Annotated in this window: 21 protein-coding genes; 18 read left to right on the top strand and 3 right to left on the bottom strand. The window is 64.0% G+C overall.

The features are described from left to right. Positions 1-21: 21 nt before the first annotated feature. From KF724_11965 to KF724_11945, 5 genes are all read left to right on the top strand, one after another. Positions 22-2,472, top strand: coding sequence for an SAM-dependent DNA methyltransferase (locus KF724_11965; GenBank protein MBX3356401.1), 2,451 nt, complete (start codon positions 22-24; stop codon positions 2,470-2,472). Continuing rightward, positions 2,469-3,809 carry a restriction endonuclease subunit S gene (locus tag KF724_11960; GenBank protein MBX3356400.1) on the top strand — a complete coding sequence of 447 codons (1,341 nt, stop codon included), beginning with the start codon at positions 2,469-2,471 and terminating at the stop codon, positions 3,807-3,809. Before KF724_11965 ends, KF724_11960 begins: the two co-directional genes overlap by 4 nt. Next, the gene (locus KF724_11955; protein ID MBX3356399.1) at positions 3,806-6,961 is read left to right on the top strand and encodes an HsdR family type I site-specific deoxyribonuclease; all 3,156 of its coding nucleotides are present in this window, start codon (positions 3,806-3,808) and stop codon (positions 6,959-6,961) included. The genes KF724_11960 and KF724_11955 overlap by 4 nt, the downstream gene beginning before the upstream one ends. Beyond that, positions 6,951-7,679: a M48 family metallopeptidase gene (locus KF724_11950; protein MBX3356398.1), complete on the top strand. Its 729-nt coding sequence runs from the start codon at positions 6,951-6,953 to the stop codon at positions 7,677-7,679. Before KF724_11955 ends, KF724_11950 begins: the two co-directional genes overlap by 11 nt. A gap of 930 nt (positions 7,680-8,609) precedes the next feature. Beyond that, positions 8,610-9,065, top strand: coding sequence for a hypothetical protein (locus KF724_11945; GenBank protein ID MBX3356397.1), 456 nt, complete (start codon positions 8,610-8,612; stop codon positions 9,063-9,065). Positions 9,066-9,196: 131 nt separating this feature from the next. On the opposite strand, the gene KF724_11940 is transcribed toward KF724_11945, so the two are convergent. Together KF724_11940 and KF724_11935 are read right to left on the bottom strand one after the other, a co-directional pair. After that, a complete protein-coding gene (locus tag KF724_11940) occupies positions 9,197-9,406 on the bottom strand; it encodes a type II toxin-antitoxin system HicA family toxin (protein ID MBX3356396.1) in 210 nt (69 codons plus the stop codon). Next, a complete protein-coding gene (locus KF724_11935) occupies positions 9,403-9,609 on the bottom strand; it encodes a type II toxin-antitoxin system HicB family antitoxin (GenBank protein ID MBX3356395.1) in 207 nt (68 codons plus the stop codon). Before KF724_11935 ends, KF724_11940 begins: the two co-directional genes overlap by 4 nt. A 984-nt stretch (positions 9,610-10,593) precedes the next feature. Between KF724_11935 and KF724_11930 the strand changes: the two genes are divergently transcribed. Both KF724_11930 and KF724_11925 read left to right on the top strand, forming a co-directional pair. Beyond that, the gene (locus tag KF724_11930; GenBank protein ID MBX3356394.1) at positions 10,594-11,004 is read left to right on the top strand and encodes a nuclear transport factor 2 family protein; all 411 of its coding nucleotides are present in this window, start codon (positions 10,594-10,596) and stop codon (positions 11,002-11,004) included. A 112-nt stretch (positions 11,005-11,116) separates the two neighbouring features. Continuing rightward, positions 11,117-11,551, top strand: a complete 435-nt coding sequence (locus KF724_11925) for a DUF1801 domain-containing protein (GenBank protein ID MBX3356393.1) — start codon at positions 11,117-11,119, stop codon at positions 11,549-11,551. A 92-nt stretch (positions 11,552-11,643) separates the two neighbouring features. On the opposite strand, the gene KF724_11920 is transcribed toward KF724_11925, so the two are convergent. Next, entirely contained in the window at positions 11,644-12,342 is a 699-nt protein-coding gene (locus KF724_11920; GenBank protein MBX3356392.1) for a transposase family protein, read from the bottom strand. Between the two features lie 89 nt (positions 12,343-12,431). Here KF724_11920 and KF724_11915 point away from each other — a divergent pair, with 89 nt between their 5' ends. The 11 genes from KF724_11915 to KF724_11865 all read left to right on the top strand — a co-directional run bounded on the left by KF724_11915 (position 12,432) and on the right by KF724_11865 (position 24,096). Continuing rightward, entirely contained in the window at positions 12,432-12,932 is a 501-nt protein-coding gene (locus tag KF724_11915) for a hypothetical protein (GenBank protein MBX3356391.1), read from the top strand. Between the two features lie 191 nt (positions 12,933-13,123). Then, positions 13,124-13,507, top strand: coding sequence for a hypothetical protein (locus KF724_11910; protein MBX3356390.1), 384 nt, complete (start codon positions 13,124-13,126; stop codon positions 13,505-13,507). Positions 13,508-13,670: 163 nt separating this feature from the next. Further along, entirely contained in the window at positions 13,671-13,988 is a 318-nt protein-coding gene (locus KF724_11905; protein ID MBX3356389.1) for a homocysteine S-methyltransferase family protein, read from the top strand. 54 nt (positions 13,989-14,042) lie between these two features. Then, positions 14,043-14,201 carry a homocysteine S-methyltransferase family protein gene (locus tag KF724_11900; protein MBX3356388.1) on the top strand — a complete coding sequence of 53 codons (159 nt, stop codon included), beginning with the start codon at positions 14,043-14,045 and terminating at the stop codon, positions 14,199-14,201. A gap of 133 nt (positions 14,202-14,334) precedes the next feature. Beyond that, positions 14,335-14,946 carry a hypothetical protein gene (locus KF724_11895; GenBank protein ID MBX3356387.1) on the top strand — a complete coding sequence of 204 codons (612 nt, stop codon included), beginning with the start codon at positions 14,335-14,337 and terminating at the stop codon, positions 14,944-14,946. After that, positions 14,943-15,221: a YdeI/OmpD-associated family protein gene (locus KF724_11890; protein MBX3356386.1), complete on the top strand. Its 279-nt coding sequence runs from the start codon at positions 14,943-14,945 to the stop codon at positions 15,219-15,221. Before KF724_11895 ends, KF724_11890 begins: the two co-directional genes overlap by 4 nt. Before the next feature lie 107 nt (positions 15,222-15,328). Further along, positions 15,329-15,826, top strand: a complete 498-nt coding sequence (locus KF724_11885) for an AAA family ATPase (GenBank protein ID MBX3356385.1) — start codon at positions 15,329-15,331, stop codon at positions 15,824-15,826. A 284-nt stretch (positions 15,827-16,110) separates the two neighbouring features. After that, on the top strand, positions 16,111-16,521 hold the full coding sequence (locus KF724_11880) for a DIP1984 family protein (GenBank protein MBX3356384.1): 411 nt from the start codon (positions 16,111-16,113) through the stop codon (positions 16,519-16,521). A 371-nt stretch (positions 16,522-16,892) separates the two neighbouring features. Further along, positions 16,893-21,059 (top strand): DUF4011 domain-containing protein, encoded by a 4,167-nt coding sequence (locus KF724_11875; protein MBX3356383.1) that lies wholly within the window; start codon positions 16,893-16,895, stop codon positions 21,057-21,059. 105 nt (positions 21,060-21,164) lie between these two features. Next, positions 21,165-21,800 carry a hypothetical protein gene (locus tag KF724_11870; protein MBX3356382.1) on the top strand — a complete coding sequence of 212 codons (636 nt, stop codon included), beginning with the start codon at positions 21,165-21,167 and terminating at the stop codon, positions 21,798-21,800. Between the two features lie 760 nt (positions 21,801-22,560). Further along, positions 22,561-24,096: a DEAD/DEAH box helicase gene (locus KF724_11865; protein ID MBX3356381.1), complete on the top strand. Its 1,536-nt coding sequence runs from the start codon at positions 22,561-22,563 to the stop codon at positions 24,094-24,096. The last annotated feature ends 2 nt before the right edge of the window (positions 24,097-24,098 follow it).

Here is a 24,098-nt window from a genome sequence, read left to right as displayed (position 1 = left end):
CCGTGGCAGAGACCCTGATTGATGGCTCTTAAGAAATCCCAGCTCTACTCCTCCCTCTGGCAGTCCTGCGACGAACTCCGCGGAGGCATGGACGCCTCGCAGTACAAGGACTACGTCCTGACGCTGCTGTTTATGAAGTACGTGTCGGACAAGGCGGCGAGCGCGAGGGGCTCGCTGATCGATGTTCCGAAGGGTGCGAGCTTTGCCGACATGGTTGCGCTGAAGGGCGACAAGGAGATCGGCGACAAGATCAACAAGATCATCGCCCGCCTCGCCGAAGCGAACGACCTCAAGGGCGTCATCGACCAGGCGGACTTCAACGACGAGGGCAAGCTCGGCTCGGGCAAGGAGATGCAGGACCGGCTCTCGAAGTTGGTGGCGATCTTCGACGGGCTCGACTTCCGCGCCAACCGGGCCGAGGGCGACGACCTGCTGGGCGACGCCTACGAGTACCTGATGCGCCACTTCGCCACCGAGAGTGGCAAGAGCAAGGGCCAGTTCTACACCCCGGCCGAGGTCTCGCGCATCATGGCGCAGGTCATCGGCATCGAGCGGGCCGGCGAGCTGCGCGAGCCCACCGTCTACGACCCCACCTGCGGATCCGGCTCGCTGCTCATCAAGGCGGCCGACGAAGCCGGAACCTCGAAGCTCGCCATCTACGGCCAGGAGATGGACGTGGCCACCTGGGCTCTGGCGCGCATGAACATGATCCTGCACGGCCACCCGACCGCCGAGCTGTGGCGCGGCAACACGCTCTCCGCGCCGAACTTCAAGAACAAGAACGGCAGCCTCCGGACCTTCGACTTCGCCGTCGCCAACCCGCCCTTCTCCGCCAAGGCGTGGTCGAGCGGCCTCGACTCCGCCCACGACGAGTTCGGGCGCTTCGAGTACGGCATCCCGCCGGCCAAGAATGGCGACTACGCCTTCCTGCTGCACCTCGTCGCTTCGCTCAAGAGCACCGGCAAGGGCGCCATCATCCTGCCGCACGGCGTGCTGTTCCGCGGCAACCGGGAATCCGACATCCGCAGGAACCTCGTCCAGCGCGGCCTGATCAAGGGCGTCATCGGGCTGCCGGCCAACCTGTTCTACGGCACCGGTATCCCGGCCTGCATCGTGGTGATCGACAAGGAGCACGCCCAAGCCCGCACCGGCATCTTCATGGTCGATGCGAGCAAGGCCTTCCTCAAGGACGGCAACAAGAACCGCCTGCGCAGCCAGGACATCCACAAGATCGTGGACGTGTTCACGCGCCAGATCGAGCTGCCGCGGTACTCGCGCATGGTGCCGGTGGCGGAGATCGCGAACCCGGCCAACGACTACAACCTGAACCTGCCGCGCTACATCGACGCGAGTGAGCCCGAGGACCTGCACGACCTCGACGCGCACCTGAACGGCGGCATCCCGGTCCGTGACATCGACGCGCTGGAGGCCTGGTGGCGCGTCTTCCCGACCCTGCGCAAGGCGCTCTTCCAGGAGAACGGCCGCGAGGGCTACCTCGAGCCGCGCGTTCCCGCGCACGCGCTCAAGGCCACCGTGACTGGCCATCCGGAGTTCAAGGCCTTCGCCGAACGCGTGGCGGACGTGTTCGAGGGCTGGCGCGGCGCCCACGAATCCGCGCTCCGGGGCATCAAGATCGACGACCGGCCCCGCGAGCTGATCCACACCCTGTCCGAAGACCTGCTCGTCCGCTTCGCCGACCTGCCGCTCGTGAGCCGCTACGACGTCTACCAGCGGCTCATGGACTACTGGGCCGAGACGATGCAGGACGACGTCTATCTCATCGCCGCCGACGGCTGGCAGGAGGCCGCCCGGCCGCGCGGGATCGTCGAGGACAAGGCGCGCAACATCAAGGAGACGCCAGACCTCACCATCGGGCGCAAGAAGTACAAGATGGACCTGGTGCCGCCCGCGCTCGTCGTCGCGCGCTACTTCGCGAAGGAACAGGCCGCCGTCGAGGCGTTGCAGGCGAAGCAGGAGGCCGCGGCGCAGGCGCTGGAGGAGTTCGTCGAGGAGCACAGCGGCGAGGAGGGGCTGCTGGCCGAGGCCACCAACGACAAGGGGAAGGTCACCAAGGGCGGCGTCAAGGACCGGCTCAAGGCCATCGACGGCGAGGCGGAGAGCGACGAAGAGCGCGACGCCCTCGAACGCTGCCTCGCCCTGATCGACGCGGAGTCCGAGGCCAGCAAGGCGGTGAAGGAGGCCCAGGCCGCGCTCGACGAGCAGGTGCTGGCCCGCTACGGCAAGCTCACCGAGGCCGAGATCAAGGCGCTGGTGGTCGAGGACAAGTGGCTGGCATCGCTGCGGGCCGCCATCGACGGCGAGGTGCAGCGGGTGACGCAGCAGCTCACCGGGCGCGTGAAGGACCTGGAGGAGCGCTACGCCCGACCGCTGCCCGAGCTGGAGCGCGAGGTCGAGGGGCTCAGCGCGAAGGTTGAGGGGCACCTCAAGAAGATGGGGCTCGCGTGGGGATGAGCACTAAGGCGACTCAATTCAGAGACGCCTCGCCTTGCAGAGGTAAGAAGGCGAAGGCACAGGCGCAGGACGTGCGGCCAGGGTACAAGCGTACCGAGCTCGGAATCATTCCAGAGAGTTGGGAGGTCGTACGCCTTGATGAGAGATGCGTAACCTATAGTGGAGGCACTCCCGATACATCTCGACCGGACTTTTACGGCGGCGAGATTCCCTGGATTACGTCGGGTGATCTGAATGCTGGTCGTGTTCGCGAAGTCGCGGGCCGCATCACAAAGAACGGCCTGAACTCATCATCCGCGAAGATGGTCCGGCGGGGCGATCTTGTTCTTGCTCTTTATGGTGCAACGGCCGGTGTTGTTGCGATTACTGAGATCGATGCTGCGATCAATCAGGCAGTACTGGCGATTCGCACCGACGTGTGCGATCACGAGTACCTGTTCCAGCACCTCGCCAACCGGAAGACGCAGATCATCGATACGTACACGCAGGGAGGGCAGCCGAATCTCAGTGGTGCGATTATCCGCTCGCTCCTGATCGCGCTCCCCCCTCACGCTGAACAACGCGCCATCGCCGAGGCGTTGTCGGATGTGGATGGGTTGCTCGGGGCGTTGGAGGCGCTGATCGCCAAGAAGCGGGCCATCAAGCAGGCCGCCATGCAGCAACTCCTCACCGGCAAGACTCGCCTGCCGGGCTTCAGCGGGGAGTGGGAGAGTCGACAAGTTCGGGATGTGATCACCCGGTATTTCTGTGGGCCAAGTCCGACATGTGAAGAACGGAACATCAGTGGCGAAGAAGAGTGGGGTGTTCTCAAAACCACGGCAGCGACCGTCGAGAACGGGTGGGCTTGGAGGCAACACAAAGCGCTTCCGCGTGCCTATTGGGGCCGCGAGCATCAAAAGGTCAGAGTCGGAGATGTGATCATCACAAAGGCCGGGCCTAGACACCGCGTTGGAGTGTCCGCCTGGGTCGATTACGTACCGGACCGGATTATCGTTTCGGGCAAGATGATTGGGCTACGGCCACACGCACAGAAGGCCGTGCCGCTAGTACTAGCAGCCGCACTTGGCTCCAAACATACGCAGCGCTTCCTTGACGAGCGCACTACGGGAATGGCGGAGAGCCAGGTTAACTTCGAGAATCAAAACGTGCTCGAGGCCCCGCTAAGGCTGCCCCCTATTGATGAGCAGCGGGCCATCGCAACCGTCCTCTTCGACATGGACGCCGAAATCGCCGCGCTTGAAACCCGCCGCGACAAGACCCGCGCCATCAAGCAGGGCATGATGCAGCAGCTCCTCACCGGCCGCGTGCGGCTTGTGAAGCCGGAGGCTGCGGCATGAGCGGCGTTGGACAGCGCGAGATAAAGACCCAGCAGCGGGTAAACGCCTTTTTGCGCGACGCGCTCGGCTACGCCTACCTCGGCCACTGGAAGGACCGCGAGGGCAACAGCAACATCGAAGAGGAGCGCCTCATCGACTGGCTCCAGCGGCAGGGGCACGGCGACAAGCTCATCAACCGCGCGCTCTTCGAGTTGAACAAGGCCGCGGCGCTGGGCGGCAGCAGGACGCTCTACGACGCCAACCGCGAGGTCTACGGCCTGCTGCGCTACGGCGTGAAGGTCAGGCCCGAGGTCGGCGAGCAGACCGTCACAGTCTGGCTGATCGACTGGGAGCATCCGGAGAACAACGACTTCGCCGTCGCCGAGGAGGTGACGGTGTATGGCGTTCACACCAAGCGGCCCGACCTCGTTCTCTACGTGAACGGCATCGCCCTGGGCGTGCTGGAACTGAAGCGCTCAATCGTCTCCGTGAGCGAGGGCATCCGCCAGAGCCTGGACAGCCAGAAGAAGGAGTTCATCCGCCCCTTCTACACCACGGTGCAGCTCGTCCTGGCGGGCAACGACACCGAGGGGCTGCGCTACGGCGTGATCGAGACGCCGGAGAAGTACTGGCTGCGCTGGAAGGAGGCGGAGGCGCCCGCAGAGGTGCTGGCGGCGGCCGGTGACAACCCGCTGCTGCGCGAGTTGGGCCAGCTTTGCGGCAAAGCGCGGCTGCTGGAAGTCATCCACGACTTCATGGTCTTCGACGCCGGCATCAAGAAGACCTGCCGCCACAACCAGTACTTCGGCGTGCGCGCAGCCCAGGCCCGGGTGCGCGCGCGCGAGGGCGGCATCCTCTGGCACACCCAGGGCAGCGGCAAGAGCCTGATCATGGTCTGGCTCGCCAAATGGATCCGCGAGCACGTGAAGGACGCGCGGGTGCTCATCCTCACCGACCGCACCGAGCTGGACGAGCAGATCGAGAAGGTGTTCAAGGGCGTGAGCGAGAGCATCCACCGCACCAAGAGCGGCGCGGACCTGGTGCGGGTGCTGAACGCCAGCGAGGAGTGGCTGATCGGCTCGCTGATCCACAAGTTCAGCGCCTCGGAGGAGGGCGACATCGTCGCCTTCCTCGCGGACATCCAGGGCCACCTGCCCAAGGGCTTCCACGCCAAGGGCGAGATCTTCGTCTTCGTGGACGAATGCCACCGCACCCAGTCGGGCAAGCTGCACGATGCGATGAAGGCGCTACTGCCCGGTGCGATGCTGATCGGCTTCACGGGTACGCCGCTGCTGAAGAGCGACAAGCGCCGCTCCATCGAGACCTTCGGCCCTTACATCCACACCTACAAGTACGACGAAGCGGTGCGCGACGGCGTGGTGCTCGACCTGCGCTACGAGGCGCGCGACATCGACCAGAGCATCACCTCGCCGGCGAAGGTGGACCAGTGGTTCGAGTTGAAGACGAAGGGGCTCACCGACGTGGCCCGCGCCCAGCTCAAACAGCGCTGGGGCACGATGCAGAAGGTGCTTTCCGCGCGCGACCGGCTGGAGAAGATCGTCGCCGACATCCTGATGGACATGGCCACCCGCGACCGGCTGAAGAGCGGGCATGGCAACGCGCTGCTCGTCTCGGGCAGCATCTACTCGGCCTGCCGCTTCTTCGAGATGTTCCAGCAGACGGACCTGGCCGGGAAGTGCGCCATCGTCACCTCCTACCGGCCGCAGCCCGCCGACATCAAGGGTGAAGAAAGCGGCGAGGGGCTGACCGAGCGGCTGCGCCAGTACGACATCTACCGGAAGATGCTGGCCGCCCACTTCAATGAGCCGGAAGAGACGGCGATGTACAAGGTGGAGCAGTTCGAGCAGGAGGTGAAGAAGCGCTTCATCGAGCAGCCGGGGCAGATGAAGCTGCTGATCGTCGTGGACAAGCTGCTCACCGGCTTCGACGCGCCTCCCGCGACCTACCTCTACATCGACAAGAACATGCAGGACCACGGCCTGTTCCAGGCCATCTGCCGCGTGAACCGGCTCGATGGCGACGACAAGGAGTACGGCTACATCATCGACTACAAGGACCTGTTCCGCTCGCTGGAGGGGGCGATCAAGGACTACACGGGCGAGGCCTTCGGCGGCTATGACAAGGCGGACGTCGAGGGGCTGCTGAAGGACCGGCTTGAGCAGGGTCGCGAGCGGCTGGAAGTGGCGCGCGAGGCGGTCAAGGCGCTGTGCGAGCCGGTCGATCCGCCGCGCGATACCGTCGCCTATGTCCGCTACTTCTGCGCCCTGGAGAGCGGCAACGCCGAACAGCTCAAGGAGAACGAGCCGAAGCGCGTGGCACTCTACAAGCTGGCCGCCGCCTACCTGCGGGCCTTCGCCAACCTGGCCAACGAGATGCGGGAAGCCGGCTACACCGACGCCGAGGAGGAGGCGATCAAGGGCGAGGTGGACCACTACGAGAAGGTTCGGCAGGAGGTGAAGCTCGCCAGCGGCGACTACGTGGACATGAAGGTGTTCGAGCCGGCCATGCGCCACCTGCTCGACACCTACATCCGCGCTGAGGAGAGTGAGAAGGTCTCGGCCTTCGACGACCTGACGCTGGTGGAGCTGATCGTCGAGCGCGGCGAGGCAGCGGTGGACACGCTGCCCGACGGCATCCGCGGGAACCGAGAAGCGATGGCGGAGACGATCGAGAACAACGTCCGCCGGCTGATCATCGACGAGATGGCCGTCAACCCGAAGTACTACGAAAAAATGTCAGAGCTTCTCGATGCGTTGATCCGGAAGCGCAAACTCGAAGCGATGAGCTATCAGGACTACCTCAAACAGGTCGTGGCGCTGACGAAGAAGGCGAAGGCACCCGAAAACCATGCCTCATACCCTTCAGCGGTGAACACGCCGGCCCGGCGTGCGCTCTATGACAACCTCGATGGGGCAATGGCGTCCGCGGTACGGGAATCATCGGACTCTCAGGACGACTCGCAGCCGCCGCGCAGCCGAGAGAGCACTGCGCTCGCGCTGGATCGCGCCATCCTGGCCGTCAAGAAGGCGGATTGGCGCGGCAACCGGTTCAAGGAGCGCGAGGTTCGCAATGCGATTCAGGCCGAGCTTGGAGCGAACGACGAGCTGGTCGAACGAATCTTCGCGATTGTGAAGGCACAGCGTGACTACTGATCGCAGCCAAATCCAGATCGCCGGCATCGCCGTCGAGGTGGTGCGTAAGGAGATCAAGCACCTTCACGTAGGGGTCTACCCGCCCGCGGGCCGGGTGCGGGTGGCGGCCCCACTGGGCTTCGATGACGAAGCGGTGCGGCTGGCATTGGTTTCGCGCCTGGGGTGGACTCGCCGCAAGCAGAAGGAGTTCGCAGGGCAGGATCGCCAGTCGCAGCGAGAGATCGTGACGGGCGAGAGCCACTACTTCCAGGGACGCCGCTACCTGCTCGCTGTGAAGGAGTGCGATGGTGCTGCGCAGGTACGGCTCGTTGGCAAGTCGTCGATGGAACTGCGCGTCCCTCCCGGATTCGACCATGCTCAACGGGATGCTGTGTTGCAGCGCTGGTACCGCCGCCAGCTGAGAGCACTACTCCCGGCGCTACTCGCGAAATGGGAGCCCAGGATTGGAAAGACGGCCTCCGAGGTGCGGATCAGGAAGATGAAAACCCGCTGGGGAAGCTGCAACGGCCCTGCACGGCGCGTCTGGCTGAACCTGGAACTCATCAAGAAGCCGGTGCTGTGCCTGGAATATGTGCTGGTCCATGAGCTTGTGCATCTGCACGAACGGCATCACAACGACCGCTTCCTGGAGTGGATGGATACGTTGCTCCCTGCGTGGCGTGTTCATCGTGATGAGCTGAACCGCGCGCCGCTCGCGCACGAGGAGTGGACTTACTGATGAAACGGCTCTGCATAACAACCGGTTGCAGCTGACGGCGCTTCGCGCCGCAGCTGATGCTGCCCGTTAGGCGCACACATGACCCACGGACCACGTGCGCTCATTCTCCTCGCCTTCGGAGCCGTGGTCGCGTTCTTGGTCTCTGCGTCGCTTGCGCTGGCTAGAGGGGCGCCCGCTGATCTCACGCTCCGAGTTGTCAACAAGGGTCACTCGTCAGGCTTAGACTGGTGGATCAGTACCGACGCGCGTCCTGGACTGACACGTTACAGGGTTGACTTTCGCGCCCATGATCGTGACACCCCGTTGTCAGGTCTATCATCGCCGCATCCGCTTCCTTGGAGTGGACTCGCGGAACCCTGGCACGCGCCTGCATCAAATGGAGTTCCCTGGGACCGTTCTCACCGACACGCCATGGCCGCTGGATGGCCCTTCCTCGCGTTTGGGGCGGAACTGAGTCGCGACTGCAGCACCACTGAGGCCGACTTCCCCGTGTCGGACAATCGCGTGCTCTGGGGAGTAACCGTTTCGGTGCCCTCTTGGGTTGCGGCGCGCATTGCGGGGTCGGACACATTCACTATTCCGCTCCGGCCGCTCTGGTTGGGCCTCATTGCCAACTCTTGTCTGTATGCCGTACTCGGATGGTTGCTTGTCGCCGCGGTCACCAAATGGAGGTTTGTGCGCCGGGAAAGGCGAGGTTGCCCCCGATGCGGGTACCCAATGAAGGAGATGTCCACTTGCAGCGAGTGCGGCTGGCGGAAATCGCCACCGCGCCCAGTACTGTGGCGCCTAGCAAAGGCGCTCCAGTTGACAAGGGCCCCATGACCCGGGGTGTATGCTGCCACTTCCCAGCAGTCACCGCTCAGCAGTCGCGGGCCCGGCGAGCGGGCCCTTGCAGCTGAGCTCAACGGTAGGCCACACTACGCGCACCCCATGAGTTCGCAGCACGTTTACGACAAGGCCAAGTATCACCACGAGACGATTGAGCAGCACGGTCTCTCAGAGGAGCACGCCGCCAATCACACTGTGGTTTTCCTTCGTTGGCTCATCGAGCGTCGACTGATGAGCGAGTTTTTCGAGCAGGAGGCCGAGGGGATTCTTCGACAGTTTCGAACCGGCGAGGTTTCGATTCACCAGGTTTACGGGTGGTGGGATGGCTGTCTCGTTGACGACATGCTCTCGGAAGAGGGGAACGCGTTTGCGATGCACTATTTCGATTTCGAGCGCGGGTGCTACATTCACGACTACATCGAGACTTTGCAGGGCCGCTTGCCGTCAGAGTTTCACGTTGATTACACTGAAGACAGTTACCAGAAAATGCGGCGGGTCATTGATCGCCGCTACGACGAATGGAAGACACCCAAGAAGAAAGGCTGGTGGCCATTTTGACCGTGTGGCCTAACCATGCGCTGCAGCGAACCCGGCATGGCGTCGTGGTTTGCAATCCATGCGTCCCGTGCGCCGGGTCCCTGAGTTTTGGTCGTTAGGTTGATCGGGGCCGGCCTACAGGTCTTCAGGCTTCAGGCCGGTCGCCTTCGCAATTCGCGAGAGCATCTTCGGTCCGATCTCATCCGCGTCGTGGAATGCAAACACATAGTCTGGCCATCCCTCACGAGCGAGCCCTCACGAGCGAGCGTGCAGTGCGATCCGCTTTGCCGCTTGAGTTGCCAACCGATTCTCAGTAGAGCAGCCAAGACTCGGCGTGCTCGCTGGCTTCCCCACTGGCTCATGCGGCCTTGAAACTAATGCTCAGAAACTCGGAGCCCGCTTCGCCATGCTCAAGTCGCTCCGCCACCACGCGGAGCGCCAGCGCCTGGGCCTTGAACCTGGCTTCGTTGGGGTTGCCGCCATAGGCAAGTACACCGGGCAACGACGGGACCTCCGCAATCCAGCGACCGTCATCCTCGCGCTCGAGCTCGATCGTGAATTCCATGGAGAGCATTGTACTCCGCGGATCAGCTTTCTCATGCCGAGAGTTGCATTCTCCGCTTCCGTCGGCTTTCCACAGCGTCCCGACCGACCTAACGAGACGCTCCTGCTGCCAAAGGCCCCTGATCGGGCACCGTCGAGTCGGCGAGGGTATCCAAGGCAGCCGTGGGTAGGCTGCCGATGTCCGCTCAGTCGGCAACTGCCCGGCGACGCTGCCGGGGGCCTTTGCGGCTGAGCAACAATGTTAGGCGGCGCAGGCATGGGCCCTTTCTTCGTGTCAATACTGGTGACTGATGAACATCTTCGTGAGTCGACCAACCGTGGTGCGTCCGGAGTTCGAGGCTTCCTATGAGCCTTTTCGGCAGTACTTGGTCTCACTGGGTCTGGTGCTGCGGCGACTTGGTGGTGGTGACTACTCCAAGAAGCCGCCACTGCGAGCGGTGATCGTTCTGATCAACGAATGTTGCGGTGCGTTGATCCTCGGCTATCCGCAGATCGAGTTCTCGCATCAAGCTCGGAGGAGCGCGCAGTTCCAGAACAACCTCCGGTGCGCCTACCGTGGAACCAGATCGAGGGCGCCCTCGCGTACTCTCGCGGCACCCCGGTGCTTGTCATCGCGCACCCCGGCATCGACGGCGGTGCGTTCGACCACGGGATCACCGGGGAGGGCGTGCTACACATTGGTTGATCGGAGCCCAACTGGTTTCGACAGGAGCGGTTCGTTCAACCGTTCGCCGAGTGGACCGAGGAGGTCAAGGCGTGTTCGATTGCTCGCTCGGCGCCCGCCCAACAAGTCCATGCAGCCGGCCGGCCCCAAGCGGCCGGCGGCTGATGGCCAAAGACGTTCGGCAGCACGGGGCACATTTCCGCGGTCCGCCAGTTCAATCTCATGTACACGAACACACGCCGTGAGGTCATTGTCGCGGCAGTATCCGCAGTCGGGTTCAACGTATCAGGCTGCACGACCGCAGTTCAGGAGGCGCCACGAGTGGACAACAGCATCACCGCAGACTCGGTCGTAAGATTCCTCAGTTACTTTGAGGAGGTTGCCATGAAGGAGGACTTCCGCCTCCTCCACGATATGATTGACGAGCGAGCCTACTTCCGCTTCAATGACGGGGACTTCGTCGGCCGCCAGTCGATCCAAGCCGTCTTCGAGAGAACGTGGAAGGGTGATCCCACGGTCAAGAAGACCCGGTTCTACTTGTCCGACATCGTAGTGCTCACGACAGACAGGGCTTCAGCAACTGCAACCTACACATACAACTGGGAAGGCGCCCAAGGTGGCCGGGAGTTCAAGATTCAAGGCCGAGGCACCCGGGTGCTCGCACACGAGGGAGGCAAGTTTCGAATCGTCCACGAGCACCTCAGCCGCTTCCCTGCGCGCAGTCCTGCCTAACCCCTCGCTCAACCGGACGCGCTGCGGCAAGGCGGCAGCGCGCCGGTTAGCTCGAACGTTCGGCGTCGCATTCACACCTTTCCTACCCACCAACGCCCTCCGGAGTTGCCGCATGGCGGAAGCCAAGACCAAACCCACCGATGCAAGCATTGACGATTACCTTGCTTCGCGAGCCAGTCCTGAGCAGGCAGCAGACTGCAAAATCATCACGGCCATGTGCCAGCGCGCTACCAAACAGGCACCCAAGATGTGGGGACCAAGCATCGTCGGGTTCGGGTCGTACACATATAGGTACAAGAGCGGCCACTCGGGCCAAGCACCCCTTGCCGGCTTCGCTGTTCGTGGTCGGGAACTGGTCGTCTATCTCAGCTGTGAGGAATCGGACCAGACCGAACTCCTGGCCCGCCTGGGTAAGCACGAGATGGGCAAGTCTTGCCTGTACTTCAAGCGACTCTCGGACCTCGACACTCAAGTTCTCGAGCAGCTCATTGTCGGTTCGGTCCGTGAAGTCCAACGCCGCTACGGCACCAGTGAACGGCCGGGCTGATCGGTGGCACCTTAGTCCGGGTCCATGGGTCACACCTTTGCACATCGAAGCTTACCGAACTGGTCCTCGATTCGAAGCTGCTCTTCGAGCAGTCAACCGAGCGTCAGCCTGCCGAACCACACATCCCACACGCCGTCGTCGATCTCCTCCAGACTCACATACTCGCCGACGCAGCAGATGCTCACAATCACCCAGCGGTTCCCCCACCGCATCCCGCCGTTCCCGCTCACATACTGCAGCTCGTAGTGCGACGGGTACGCCAACACCGGCACCTTCGAAGGCATCGGGCGCGACGAAGCTTCATAGAGCGATCCCGGCGTCGCCTGGTCGAGCGCCTCGTGCGGACGCTCATCGTTGTACTCGGCGCGAAATCGATCGAAGCTCCGCTGCTGCGATCGCATGCTTGACGCCGGCGGTCGCGCTGTCTCCGCCTTCAGCGTCCGATGCATCCGCTCGTGTCTTCCATTCTGCTGCGGACTCGCCGGCTCGATCAGGTCCGGCAGAATGCCCAGGCGCACCCACCACTCAGAGAGCTTCGACAGCCGCGCCAGCGAGTTCGTCGCGAACGGAACGCCATGGTCCGCTCGGATCCGATCCGGCAATCCGTACTCCTCGAACAGTCGCTTGAAAACAGGCCGCGCTTCGCTGCATTTCGTCGAGCGGCGGCCCTGGCACCCCAGCAGGAAGCGGCTGAAGCCGCCCGTCACCGTCAGCGGATAGCAGTAGTTCCCGTCGCGCGTCTTGAACTCGCCCTTGAAATCGGCGCACCAGACTCGGTTTGGAGCATCCATCGCTGCGCTCCGGTCGTCCCGGCAGCCACTCCCAACGGTGCAGGAACACTCATAGACTTTGGTACGCAAAGTGAGGGAAGGTCACAATCATGGAGTTCCTATCGTTCAACGAGGCATGGACCTGGTGTGCCGAGCACGGGTTCGAGCTCACGCCCGGCCTTCGGCCGGTCCGCCCGCCGGCGGCTACTCGGCGTGAGCGGATCCCGTACGCCCAAGGCAAGCGCTCCGGTCATGAGGCGGACGCCGCCCGGCAGTGCATCGCAGCGCTGGGCAGCTGGGACGAGTGCCTGCTTTGGGTCACGGAGTGGGGTGTCTGGCCGTCCGGCGAGGATTGGCCGCGGTACTACGCGGCCCGCGGCGGGCGTGGCGAGCGCCGGTCTTTGGAGGACGCACCTGGGCATCTGTTTCGCGCCGGCGAGCAGGACGCCCTTCTGGAGTTCCTCACACAGGTGCTTGAACACGCATGGGACGCTCATGTACTGCCCGCCATCGCTGGCCGCAGGACCGACGCTCAGGGAGTCGCGTCTCACGACGAGTACATCGACATTCACACGCGCGGCCAGCACCCGGCGAGCGAGGCCATGATCTAACGCGGCGCAGAAGCTCCTGGTTGGGAAGGCCGGTTAGGCTGTCACCGGAGGCGTATCAACATCGATCGCTGTCATTGTGGTTGGTGGTCTAGGAAGGCGAGGATGATGGGGCGAGGGATCGGGCTGTACGGACCGCCAACACACACCAGCATGCAGCGGCCGCCGCTGATGCTGAACGCCTGGCAACACACATGAAAACCACACTCATCACCCTCATCACCATCATTGCAGTCGCTGGATGCTCCTCTTCCCGGCTGTCGAAGATTCCGAAGCCAGAAGGACGATACAGTCCTGCGATCTACGCGGCGGGCTCGATCGGCTTTTCCAGCGACAGGGCATCGACGCTTCGAGACATCGCCGCCAGGCCTGACATCACCGAGGCAGAGCAGATCTACCTTGTGGAGGTCCTGCAGGCCACCGGCGGATTCAGCAGCGACACGAAGGCTGTGTTGCTTTCGCTCCTGAACAACCCGGCGGTAACTCTAGGTACAAAGCAACGAGTTTCAGAACTCTTGCCAAGCCTGGGGCTTTTCTCCGCAGATGCGAAAGAGGTCACATGGGCTCTCGCGAACTAGAAGGGGTTTGAAAGCGGTGCATGCGTCAAGTGCGCCATCGCGAGGTATGCGAGCTGTCGAACTGCTGACGAATCTCCGTGACACCAAGGACACCCACACGACGCGAGTCGTGAGCGGCGGCTGCATTGGCGCGAGGTTCGATGGCCATGTGCCATCTCGATGAATGGTCACCGAAGAGGCAACGAAGGACCACACCCCACCGGTCCGAACATTGGCCCGGACCGAGGCGGACATGATCGTGGCTCTGACCATGAACACCGTTGAGGAAGCCCTCGGGGTAGCGCTGGCGGCTCACTCTGCGGGCATGCCAATCGCCACTTCGTTCACGGTGGAGACCGATGGCCGCCTTCCTGCCGGCCACAGCTTGAGAGCGGCGATTGCGCGGACCGACGACGCGACGGCGAACCACCCCGTCGACTGCATGATCAACGGTGCGCATCCGCTGCACTTCAGGGAGTCGCTGGAATCCTCCGAAGAGTAAGTGGCCCGGGTCCGAGGCCTGCGAACGAATGCCTCTTAGAAGAGCCATGCCGAACTGAACGAAGCGGCGGCACTTGACGCAGGAGATCCCGACCAGTGCGGCCAAGACCACAAGACCCTGCGAGCGCAGATTCCGCAACTCAATGTGCTCGGCGGGTGCTGCGGCACCGATCAGCGCCATGTGGAGGCGATGTGCAAGTCGGTTCTCGCCTGACTCCTCCGGCCCGTGCCCGAACGGCACTCAACACTTCGTCCCGACGGCGCTCCAGCACCCGGGCCTGCCGCCTGTGGACGCCTGCTGGACTCGGGTGCTCAGCCGCACTACATCACCTCGTATAGTCCTCAGCATGTCCGAGATTTCCTTCTCGCAGGCGCAAGCAGGCATGCGCGAGGGCTACGCCTCTGGAGCACCCGGCGTCCTGGTTTCGGGCATCGTCTGGCTGGCCGCGGGGCTTGTGGCGGTCACGCTCTCGCACCAGGCTGCGGTGTATGCGCTCCTCATCGGTGGAGCGTTCATCTTCCCGCTCAGCATCGTGGCCACCAAGGCACTGGGGCGACGCGGCTCGCACACGGTGGGAAACCCGCTCGGCCGCCTGGCCGCAGAAGGGACGATCTGGCTCCTCGCTGCCGTCGCCGTGGCGTACGGGATGCAACTCGTTCGGCTGGAGTGGTTCCTTCCGGCCATGTTGCTGTTCATCGGAGGTCGCTACTTCACATTCCAGACCATCTACGGCCTTCGCCTGTTCCGGGCGCTCGGGGCGGTGCTCTGTGCACTCGGTCTCGGCCTGGCGGTCGCCAGGGGCGCTCCACCGGTCGCGGCGTTCGCGAGCGGATTCACTGAACTCGTCTTCGCGGTGGCACTGTTTCAGCAGGCGACACAACGCGATTGGAACCCTGCCTGCATGCGACCCAAGGACACGAGCAGGTGTTCTTCCTCGAAGGCACCGGGTGACTCATGACGACTTCGAAGATCGACGGCGGAACGGTTCATCCTCTCCCCTCCGACTTTCGGAAAGCGATCGCATCCAATCCCGTCGCACGAGCGCTCTGGACGGAGATCACGCCGCTGGCTCGAAACGAGTGGATCTGCTGGGTCACCTCGGCCAAGAGGGACGAGACGAGGTCGCGCCGAATTGCGGTCGGCATCGACCAGATGTCCAAGGGCACGCGCAGGCCATGCTGCTGGCCGGGATGTCCCCACCGCGAGCGTGCTGCGGGACGCGCGCTCACCTGAGTGACGCGGAGCCTACGATCACCACTCAGCGGCGCCACCGCCGGCGTTCGTCTGCGGAGGGCCGGTTTCCGCGACACCACCTGCGAGGCCGATCCGCCGGACTCACGATGAGAGTCATCATTCTTGGAAACGCTGGAGCAGGCAAGAGCACCCTGGCGCAGCGACTTGCGGCGACCGCCGCGGCCGCCCGTCTCTCACTTGACGAGGTGGCGTTTCACGGCGGCACCCAGCGGCGAGCCGTGCGGGAGAGCGTCGACGCCGCCAAGCGCTGGATCGCCCTCCATGACCGCTGGGTCATCGAAGGTTGCTACGCCGACCTCATCGAACCGCTGCTCGACTTCTGTGATGAACTCATCTTTCTCAACCCGGGTGTCGCGGCATGCGTGGCCCATTGTCGCGCGCGGCCGTGGGAGCCGGAGAAGTTTCGGTCACGCCAGGAGCAGAACGCGCAACTCGATTTCCTGATCGATTGGGTTCGATCGTACGAGGAGCGCACGGATGAGTACGGCCTCGCCAGGCACCGGGCGCTCTACGACTCCTATCCCGGAAGGAAGCGCGAGATCACGGACCCGCGCGACTACCAGCCCGTCGGACCCGCAGAGTGAGTGGCGGCGCGCTGCCGTCACTCGTCCTCGAAGCTCAGGGTTTGTGGGGGGCCGAGGCGTGTTGCCGGCCCGGAACGCCCGATGCTCGCGAAGGACGCGAGGGTGAGCCCGGGAGCGGGCGCAGGAGCGGGCATCGAGAGGGGCCGCGACGACGCAGCGCTTCGCGCCTAAGGACAGGCCGGACGGGGGCATGATGTTCGCGCTCTCGCGGGGGTGGACCGGCGCGAGGGACCATGCCATTACTCACCGGTGGACCAACGGCGTATTGACCCAGGGGATCTTTGATGAAACTTGCCGAGGCTCTCATCCTTCGCGGTTCGATGCAGAAGAAGCTCGCCTCCCTCCGCGAGCGCATCGCGGTCAACATTCTTGTGCAGGAGGGCAGTCAACCTCACGAGGATCCGCTGAAGCTCCTTGCCGAGGCCGCAGGGGTGCTGGATGAGTTTGAAAAGCTGGTCACGGCCATCAATGCCGCGAACCTTGCACACAGGCTCCCCGACGGCCGCACGCTGACCGCCGCCATTGCGCACCGTGACGCGCTCTCGCAGCGGATTTCCATGCTCGACGCAGCGCTTCATGCGGCCAGGAAGGACCCCGATCGCTACAGCGCCCGCGAGATCAAGTGGGTGGCGTCCATCGATGTGAGCAAGCTCCAGAAGCAATCCGAGGACTTCTCCGCACAGCTTCGCGAGTGAATGGGCGGATTCAGGAGGCCAACTGGCAGGTCCAGCTGTAGACTGCGGCGGGACGCCGGGCGAGCACATGCCCCCCGCCCAAGGGGTGTTCGTGAGTATTGGGCCCTGAGGCGCCAAGGGCGGCGCTGACAAAGTCACATCGCAGCCCAACACTCTGCACCCGTGAACACGCACACTTCAATCCGCACTACCGAGTGCTGACGGCGTCCCACTTTGTCTCCCGGTACCTCTCGGGCCTGCTCAAAGAAGCCGGCGTCACCGGGCGCGAGCATGGCCGGTGACTGGCCTTTCGCTGCCCGACGAGAGCCGCCGTTCCAGAAGCACGCGATTCCAGGCACCGTTCAGCGTTGGGATCACGAGGTAGGCGCTCGATGTCCGAATCGCACTCGACAGCGTTGAACCAGGAGACCCGGCGCCACATTGATGCCGCACGCGGCGTCTGGACCCGGCGGCTCATTGACTTCTCGCGCACGAACTCGCTGCTGTTCTTCCGTGATCTCAAGGTTGGCACGCTCGACCTGACCGACGAGACCACGGCGGTTGATCGACTGCTCGCCGGCGAGAAACTCCAGGTCGACGCGCTCTGCGTCGCGAGTCGCCTTCCCCAGAGCTCCGATCCCGCCACTCGCGCGCGGGCCGAAGCTGAGCTCCGTCAGCGCACGCAGGGCGCGCTTCTTGCACTCCAGCGGAAGGCGCTAAGCAACCTTGAAGAGAAGGGCATTGAGACGCTCCACTTCGCCGTGGGGCTCGCGAGCTGGCCGGCAGTCGACGGAGGTCGGCCCTACGCATCGCCTGTTCTCCTGCTTCCTGCGCGAATCGAATCTCGCGGTCGAGGAGGTCAGGACCTTCGGCTCTCGATCGTCGGTGAACCGCGGATCAACCCCGTCCTGCTCCATGTCCTTGCTGAGAATCACGCGATTCGCATCGATGGTGCCGCGGTCATGGCCGCCTGCGCGGGCGAGGATGATGCTGGCCAATGGCGCATCGAACCGGAGGCCGTCTTCGGTCGCATCATTCAGGACGCTGCGACGATTCAGGGCTTTGCGATCACTCCACGGGTCATCCTCGCCAACTTCCAGTTTGCGAAGATGGCCATGGTCGAAGACCTCAAGCGCAACGGCGAGCTCATCGCATCGAGTTCGATTGTTGCCGCTATTGCCGGTCATTCGCTCTCGCGCGAGACGCTGGCCGCGCCGCGCGGCGAGATCTCGCCAGCGGAGCTTGACGAACGCCCCGCATCCGACGACTTTCTGGTCCTCGACGCGGACTCGACGCAGCATCGCGCCATCGTGCTGGTCGGCATGGGGCAGAGCGGCGTGATCCAGGGGCCTCCGGGCACAGGGAAGAGCCAGACCATCTCGAACCTAATCGCCCAGAGCGTGGCGTCGGGTCGACGCGTGCTGTTCGTCGCGGAAAAGCGAGCCGCGCTCGATGCCGTCATCAAGCGACTGAGTCATCCCGATGTCGGGCTCGGACATCTCGTTCTCGATCTGCACGGAGCGTCGGTCTCCCGCAAGGAGGTGATGGCGCGACTCGCAAATGCCCTGCAACAGATCCGCACGGCTGACGCCGCGAACGGAGTCGAAGGCGTGCACCGCGAGTTCGAAGCTCGCCGCAAGCAACTCAACGATCACGCGCGTCGAGTCAACATGGTCCGCTCCCCGGCCGGGCTGTCCATCAATCAGATGATCGGAAGGCTGTTGAAGCTGCCGGCGTCGGCGAGATCGACGCTCCGACTTCGAAGCGGTCCGCTCGAAGCACTCACACCCGAGCGTGCCGACGAGATTCGCCAGTGTTTGCGCGAGGGGGCGTCCCACCCATCACTTCTTCTGCGCACGGATTCGTCTCCATGGATCCACGCCGACATCACCGATGGCCTGCGCGCGCAGGAGGCTGCCGACCTCTCGGTGAAGGCGGCCACCGAACTCGCTCCGCACTTTGGTGAGCACCTGAGCGAGGTGATTCGTGCGCTTGGTCTTCGGCCGCCCGCCACGCTCGACGAAGCGGGCGAGTTGGTCGGACTTCTGAAGTCGATCCGCCAGCTCCGCGAGCGCTACAAGCCAGGGATCTTCACCTCGGCACCGGGGGAGTTGGCTCGATCGCTCGAGCCCGCGGCCCGAGGCGCACTGGCTCGTTGCTGGGCCGCCATCAGCAATGGCCCATACCGCGCCGCGCGACATCGGCTCATCGAGCTGCGAACTTCTCCGGCTTCAGCCGCCACCCTCCACAAGGAGGCCCTCGCGGCAGAGAGCCTTCGCGCGCGGTGGCGGGCCGCAGGCGCGGCTTCGGACTCGCCGACAGAGTGCGGTCGCGAGGCTCAACTCGAGGCTTCGCTGATTGCCTTGACCGAGGCGGTCTCCGCACTTGGCGACATCGTCAAGGGCGAGGCCTTCGGGAGCATGTCGCTCAACGCGATGCGCGCTCGATTGCAGGCCCTCGCGGACGATCGCCACACCGCATATCGACTTGCAGGTGTGCATGACCTTCGCGCGCGACTTCACGCGATGGGGTTCGAGCGCTTCCTCGACGACCTGCGCACGCGCGGCACTGATCCGGAGTTGTGGATTCCCCGTTTTGAGTTCATCTGGCTTCACTCCGCCCTCGACCAGGCGCTCGCCACCGATCCCTCCCTTGCGGCGTTCAGTGGCAAGACTCAGGAGCAGATCATCGCGGAGTTCGTTCGGCTCGACCGCGAGCGGATTCGTCTTGCGGCCGCTCGCGTCCGCCGGCTGCATGCCGAGCGCGCGATCAGCGCAATGAACAGCCACTTCGACCAGGCGAACCTGGTCCGCAGCGAGGCGAACAAGAAGTCCCGACACATTTCGGTGCGGGATCTTCTCGCCCGCGCGCCCGATGTGCTGACGCGCATTACGCCCTGCTGGGTGGCAAGCCCTCTCTCAGTCAGCCAGTTGCTCGACGGCGACCGCCGTCACTTCGACATCGTCGTCTTCGACGAGGCCAGCCAGATCCTCCAGGAGGAGGCCATTCCCGCGCTCTACCGCGCCGAGCAGGTGGTGGTGGCTGGCGATCGGCACCAGCTTCCGCCAACAACATTCTTTGCGACTGCGGTGGAAGGCGAGGATGAGCTCGATGATGACGACATCGACACGCGCGACGCCATGGCCACGGCCACCGAGGCGATCTCCGGCTATGAGAGCCTGCTCGACACGCTCAACGCCTTTCTTCCGAACTGGCTTCTCGAGTGGCACTATCGCAGTGAAGACGAGCGGCTGATCTCCTTCAGCAACGAGCACATTTACTCGGGGCGCCTGGTGACCTTTCCCAGTGCGCGAGGCCATGATGCGATTCGCCACACGCTCGTTCCGCATGACCCGGCGCTCGGCGCGCAGGAGGAGAGCGCCTCGCGTGAGGTCGAGGAGGTGGTCCGCCAAGTGCTCGCTCATGCGGAGAGCCGGCCTCACGAGTCGCTCGGTGTCATCACGATGGGCATCAAGCACGCCAATCGAGTGCAGGCAGCGCTCGATCGTGCCCTCGAGGACCGGCCGGAGCTGTCTGACTTCTTCTCGCTCGATCGTGATGAGCGCTTCTTCGTCAAGAACCTCGAGACGGTCCAGGGCGATGAGCGTGATGCCATCATCCTCACCATCGGCTACGGCAAGTCAGCCAATGGCGATCTCCCCCACCGCTTCGGACCGCTCACCCAGGAAGTGGGATACCGGCGCCTGAATGTGGCGATCACTCGGGCAAAGCGCCGAATGGGCGTCATCAGTTCCTTCTCGCATCACGAGGTCGATCTCGAACGGTCGGGCAGTCGAGGGGTGAGACTGCTGAAGGCGTACCTTGAATACGCCGCGAGCGGCGGCCAGCGGCTCCCCACCGAAGAGATCGCCGGAGAGGTTGGGCTCAACGCATTTGAGGCGGACATCCGCGATGCCCTTGAAGGGCGCGGAATCAAGGTTCGACCGCAGTTCGGCGCTTCCCGCTATCGCATCGATCTCGTCGCCATGCACCCGACCAAGCCGGGCCGCCCTGTGCTCGCCATCGAGTGCGATGGGGCGTCCTATCACTCGAGCGCGACTGCGCGGGACCGGGATCGCTTACGGCAAAGCAACCTCGAGCGACTCGGCTGGCGCTTTCATCGCATCTGGTCCACCGACTGGTTCTATCGTCGTGAACAGGAGATCGAGCGCGCCGTCGAGGCCTTTCATGAGGCGGTGCGCCGCGCCGATCTTCTTGACACGGATGGCGCCATGCCGCGGAACACTGCGACCAACGATCGCGTTGATCGCGCCAACCGCCCCGACCAACCCGAACCCGCCAATCACACCGTGACGCCGGTCTCCACCCCCTCGGCGCGAGTGCGCGGCCCGGCACCGCGCATTCCATCTCGTGAGTCGATCGATCAGTACAGCGAGCGGGAACTCCGAACGATTGCCGTGTGGATTCAGTCCGACGGGCTCCTTCGCACTGACGAGGAGCTCATCCGCGACCTCTTTGAAGTGCTCCCGTTCCAACGACTCGGCCCGCGCATCAGGGAACGACTTGAGAGTGTGGCGCGATCACTTCGCGAGCGGTGAGCCATGGCATTTTCTTGGATGATGGAATTCGCGGCATTTGCTTCTGGAACTCGGCCCGATGAAAGGACTTCTCAGAAGCCACGCACCGTGACTCGCAGGCCCCACTTGTTGTTCGCATCTCTCGGCTCACTGCTGGCCGTCATGGCGATCAGCGCTCTGAGCGGCTGCACGCACACGCCCATCTCGAAGTTCCAAGGGCACCTTGAGCCCGGGCCCGGCGCCGCAACGGACTTGGGACAGCACCGACACTGGACCGACAATTCCGAGGATGGCACGCTCATCATCGGCCTTGACGCGTCGTTCAGGTCGGGCGAACCGTCCGTGGCCACGCTTCAATCGCTTCTACTGATCGCGCGGCCGCCGGCGTCCTGTGTCGATGCGCCGATCACGACGGAATCGGGTGAGTTGGAAGCATGGCTCTTCACTGACCTGACCTACGCGGAGTATGTCTATCCCCAGAATGCACAGACGATGTGGCAGCGCTTTGCTGCACTCGAGCCCGAAGCCAAGGCCAATGACCCGAAGGCCACTCCGCTTCAAGGGCACATGCGGATTCACGCGCTCAATGAGAAACAGGGGCGCTACCACCTCAGCGTCGCGCTTCATGGGATGACCTCGGACTTGCGGCCCATCCACATCGAGGGAGACTTCACACGATCCTTCACCACGAAGGCACACCCCGAGCTTGTGCTGCTGCTTCCCTTTGTCCCCGCCATGCTCGCAACAGGCCAGTTCCCCTGAGCACCTGCGCTGGCAGCGGGTTCTCACGATCCGCTGAACGCCGAATCCCGGAGCTTCGCAGGATCAGCAGAATCACAAAGGTCTCGATGACGCCGCTCTGCTGAGGACCGTCGAATTCGCAGCGTCGGACGACCTGGAGAGACGCGACAATCTCGCTCTCGAACTCTGCGATGCGGAGCTTCGCTCGCCCGCGCAGGGTGCGTGACCATGCCGCGGCGAGGGCCGTCGCGTCAGGTCGCGATTCTGAAGCGATTCGTCGAATTCTGCACCGAAGACGCTTCCGCAGAGCCACTCTTGACCTATCTGGACCTCACTTGGGAGCAGCCGCTTCACAAAAGCGGGTGGATCGCCTATCATGAGGAACTTCGCCGGTAGCCTCGGGCCTGGATTGTCAGGCATGTGATGACGGGTCGTCTCCCGCATCAAAGGCAGAATTGCCCTGGGAAACTGTCGGCAACGCTCGCACGCAGGATCACTCTTGCAGGCGAAGCGTTCCAACCCAGGACGGCCGGAACCGTTCTTCATCAGGTTCGCCTGACGACCCGCCCAGCGGCGCGTCGTGATCTTCCGCAACCGATCCGCTCGCGCGGTTCATGCCGCGCGATTCGAGCGCGAGCGTTGTCGCCGCATCCCTGCGTGGGAGCGGTCGAGGCGCTCAAGGAGTCTTTGTTTCGTGTTCATGTCTGCGACGACCGTTCTCTCACCCTCCCCTTCAAAGCTTTCCTCCGCTCGCCCCGGCGTTTCCGTCGATAGTGCGGGCATGGCCCCTCCCGCCGACGCGGCACCTTCGGTTAACCCGACGCGGCCGCACTCGAACTCGGACCACACCTTTGATGGCTTGGGACTTGCCGAGCCCATCCGTCGCGCCCTGCGCGACAGCGGCTATGAAGTTCCCACGCCGATTCAGCATCAGTCGATTCCCGTTCTGCTTGAGGGCCGAGACCTTCTCGGTTGCGCTCAGACCGGAACAGGCAAGACGGCGGCCTTCGCACTGCCGGTCATTCAGCGATTGCTCGCGGCTCCGCGCCGCAGCAAGGCACCGCGGGCCCTCATTCTTGCGCCGACGCGCGAGCTCGCCGTGCAGATCGCCGACAGCTTCATCACCTACGGACGCCACGCGAAGATCTCGGTCACCACCGTCTTCGGCGGCGTGAGCCAGTTCCGTCAGGTGAAGGCGCTGCGTCGCGGCGTCGATGTGCTGGTGGCCACCCCCGGGCGGCTGCTCGATCTGATGCAGCAGAAGGAAGTCGACCTCACTTCGGTCGAAGTCCTCGTGCTCGACGAGGCCGATCGCATGCTCGACATGGGATTCATCGATCCCGTTCGCAAGATCGCCGCGTCGGTGCCGACGAAGCGTCAGACGCTTCTCTTCTCGGCCACCATGCCGCGCGAAGTCGCGAGTCTCGCCGAGTCGCTTCTGCGTGACCCGGTGCGCGTCGCCGTGGCACCGGTCGCGAGCGCTGCACCGAAGATCCGCCAGGCCGTCTACCTCGTTGACCAGGGCGCGAAGGTCGACCTGCTCGAGACCCTTCTTCACGCGCTCACGCCCGAGCGTGCCCTCGTCTTCGTGCGCACGAAGCATGGCGCCGACAAGCTCTGTCGGCGGCTCGAGAAGAGCGGCTTCCGCACCGGCGCGATTCACGGCAACAAGGCGCAGAACGCGCGCCAGCGGGCGCTTGAAGCGTTCCGCAGCGGTCGAATGCCGGTTCTCGTCGCCACCGATGTCGCCGCGCGCGGCATCGACATCGACGATGTCAGCCATGTCTTCAACTTCGATCTGCCCTTCGAGCCGGAGGCGTATGTGCATCGCATCGGTCGAACCGGCCGAGCGGGCGCCGAGGGAGAGGCGATCGCCTTCTGCGGACGCGATGAGCGCGGACTGCTCCGTCAGATCGAGAAGCTCATTGGAACACCGATCGATCGAGCTGAAGGAAGCGATGCCTCGCTCGAGTTCACTTCCGATCATGGTGGCGGAAGCGATGGCTCGCCGCGCCGCGGTCACGGCCGCGGCCGAGGCGGCCATGCGAAGCGCGGTGCGGGCCACTCAGGCCCGTCGCGCCATGCGGGACCGTCGCGCGGCGGCAGCCACCGGGACGCTCGATCAGGCCCGAAGGCGCGATCGCACGACGAGCGCCCCTCGCGCGCTTCGAAGCCGGATCGCCACGAGCATCCCGCTCGTGGCGCGCGTGGATCAGCAACGGGTGGCGCACCGCACGCGTCGCGGTCGCCGGGCACCGAGGCTCCCGCCGGTCGTCAGATCACGCGCGGCTGGCATCGACCAACCAAGCGTCGCTGATT

This window comes from Phycisphaeraceae bacterium (assembly GCA_019636735.1).
GTDB lineage: Bacteria > Planctomycetota > Phycisphaerae > Phycisphaerales > SM1A02 > VGXK01.
The sequence above is the reverse complement of the archived record's forward strand: the minus strand, read 5'-3'. Positions and strand labels throughout refer to the sequence as shown.

What these genes read in the sequence shown, in the direction of transcription:
- KF724_11935 (MBX3356395.1), bottom strand. Translation starts at nt 9,609, where the DNA reads ATGGAATTCACGATCGAGCTCGAGCGCGAGGATGACGGTCGCTGGATT.
- KF724_11890 (MBX3356386.1), top strand. Translation starts at nt 14,943, where the DNA reads ATGACGACTTCGAAGATCGACGGCGGAACGGTTCATCCTCTCCCCTCC.
- KF724_11880 (MBX3356384.1), top strand. Translation starts at nt 16,111, where the DNA reads ATGAAACTTGCCGAGGCTCTCATCCTTCGCGGTTCGATGCAGAAGAAG.
- KF724_11925 (MBX3356393.1), top strand. Translation starts at nt 11,117, where the DNA reads ATGGCGGAAGCCAAGACCAAACCCACCGATGCAAGCATTGACGATTAC.
- KF724_11875 (MBX3356383.1), top strand. Translation starts at nt 16,893, where the DNA reads ATGTCCGAATCGCACTCGACAGCGTTGAACCAGGAGACCCGGCGCCAC.
- KF724_11885 (MBX3356385.1), top strand. Translation starts at nt 15,329, where the DNA reads ATGAGAGTCATCATTCTTGGAAACGCTGGAGCAGGCAAGAGCACCCTG.
- KF724_11865 (MBX3356381.1), top strand. Translation starts at nt 22,561, where the DNA reads ATGGCCCCTCCCGCCGACGCGGCACCTTCGGTTAACCCGACGCGGCCG.
- KF724_11915 (MBX3356391.1), top strand. Translation starts at nt 12,432, where the DNA reads ATGGAGTTCCTATCGTTCAACGAGGCATGGACCTGGTGTGCCGAGCAC.
- KF724_11965 (MBX3356401.1), top strand. Translation starts at nt 22, where the DNA reads ATGGCTCTTAAGAAATCCCAGCTCTACTCCTCCCTCTGGCAGTCCTGC.
- KF724_11960 (MBX3356400.1), top strand. Translation starts at nt 2,469, where the DNA reads ATGAGCACTAAGGCGACTCAATTCAGAGACGCCTCGCCTTGCAGAGGT.
- KF724_11955 (MBX3356399.1), top strand. Translation starts at nt 3,806, where the DNA reads ATGAGCGGCGTTGGACAGCGCGAGATAAAGACCCAGCAGCGGGTAAAC.
- KF724_11895 (MBX3356387.1), top strand. Translation starts at nt 14,335, where the DNA reads ATGTCCGAGATTTCCTTCTCGCAGGCGCAAGCAGGCATGCGCGAGGGC.
- KF724_11910 (MBX3356390.1), top strand. Translation starts at nt 13,124, where the DNA reads ATGAAAACCACACTCATCACCCTCATCACCATCATTGCAGTCGCTGGA.
- KF724_11940 (MBX3356396.1), bottom strand. Translation starts at nt 9,406, where the DNA reads ATGAGCCAGTGGGGAAGCCAGCGAGCACGCCGAGTCTTGGCTGCTCTA.
- KF724_11905 (MBX3356389.1), top strand. Translation starts at nt 13,671, where the DNA reads ATGGTCACCGAAGAGGCAACGAAGGACCACACCCCACCGGTCCGAACA.
- KF724_11945 (MBX3356397.1), top strand. Translation starts at nt 8,610, where the DNA reads ATGAGTTCGCAGCACGTTTACGACAAGGCCAAGTATCACCACGAGACG.
- KF724_11920 (MBX3356392.1), bottom strand. Translation starts at nt 12,342, where the DNA reads ATGGATGCTCCAAACCGAGTCTGGTGCGCCGATTTCAAGGGCGAGTTC.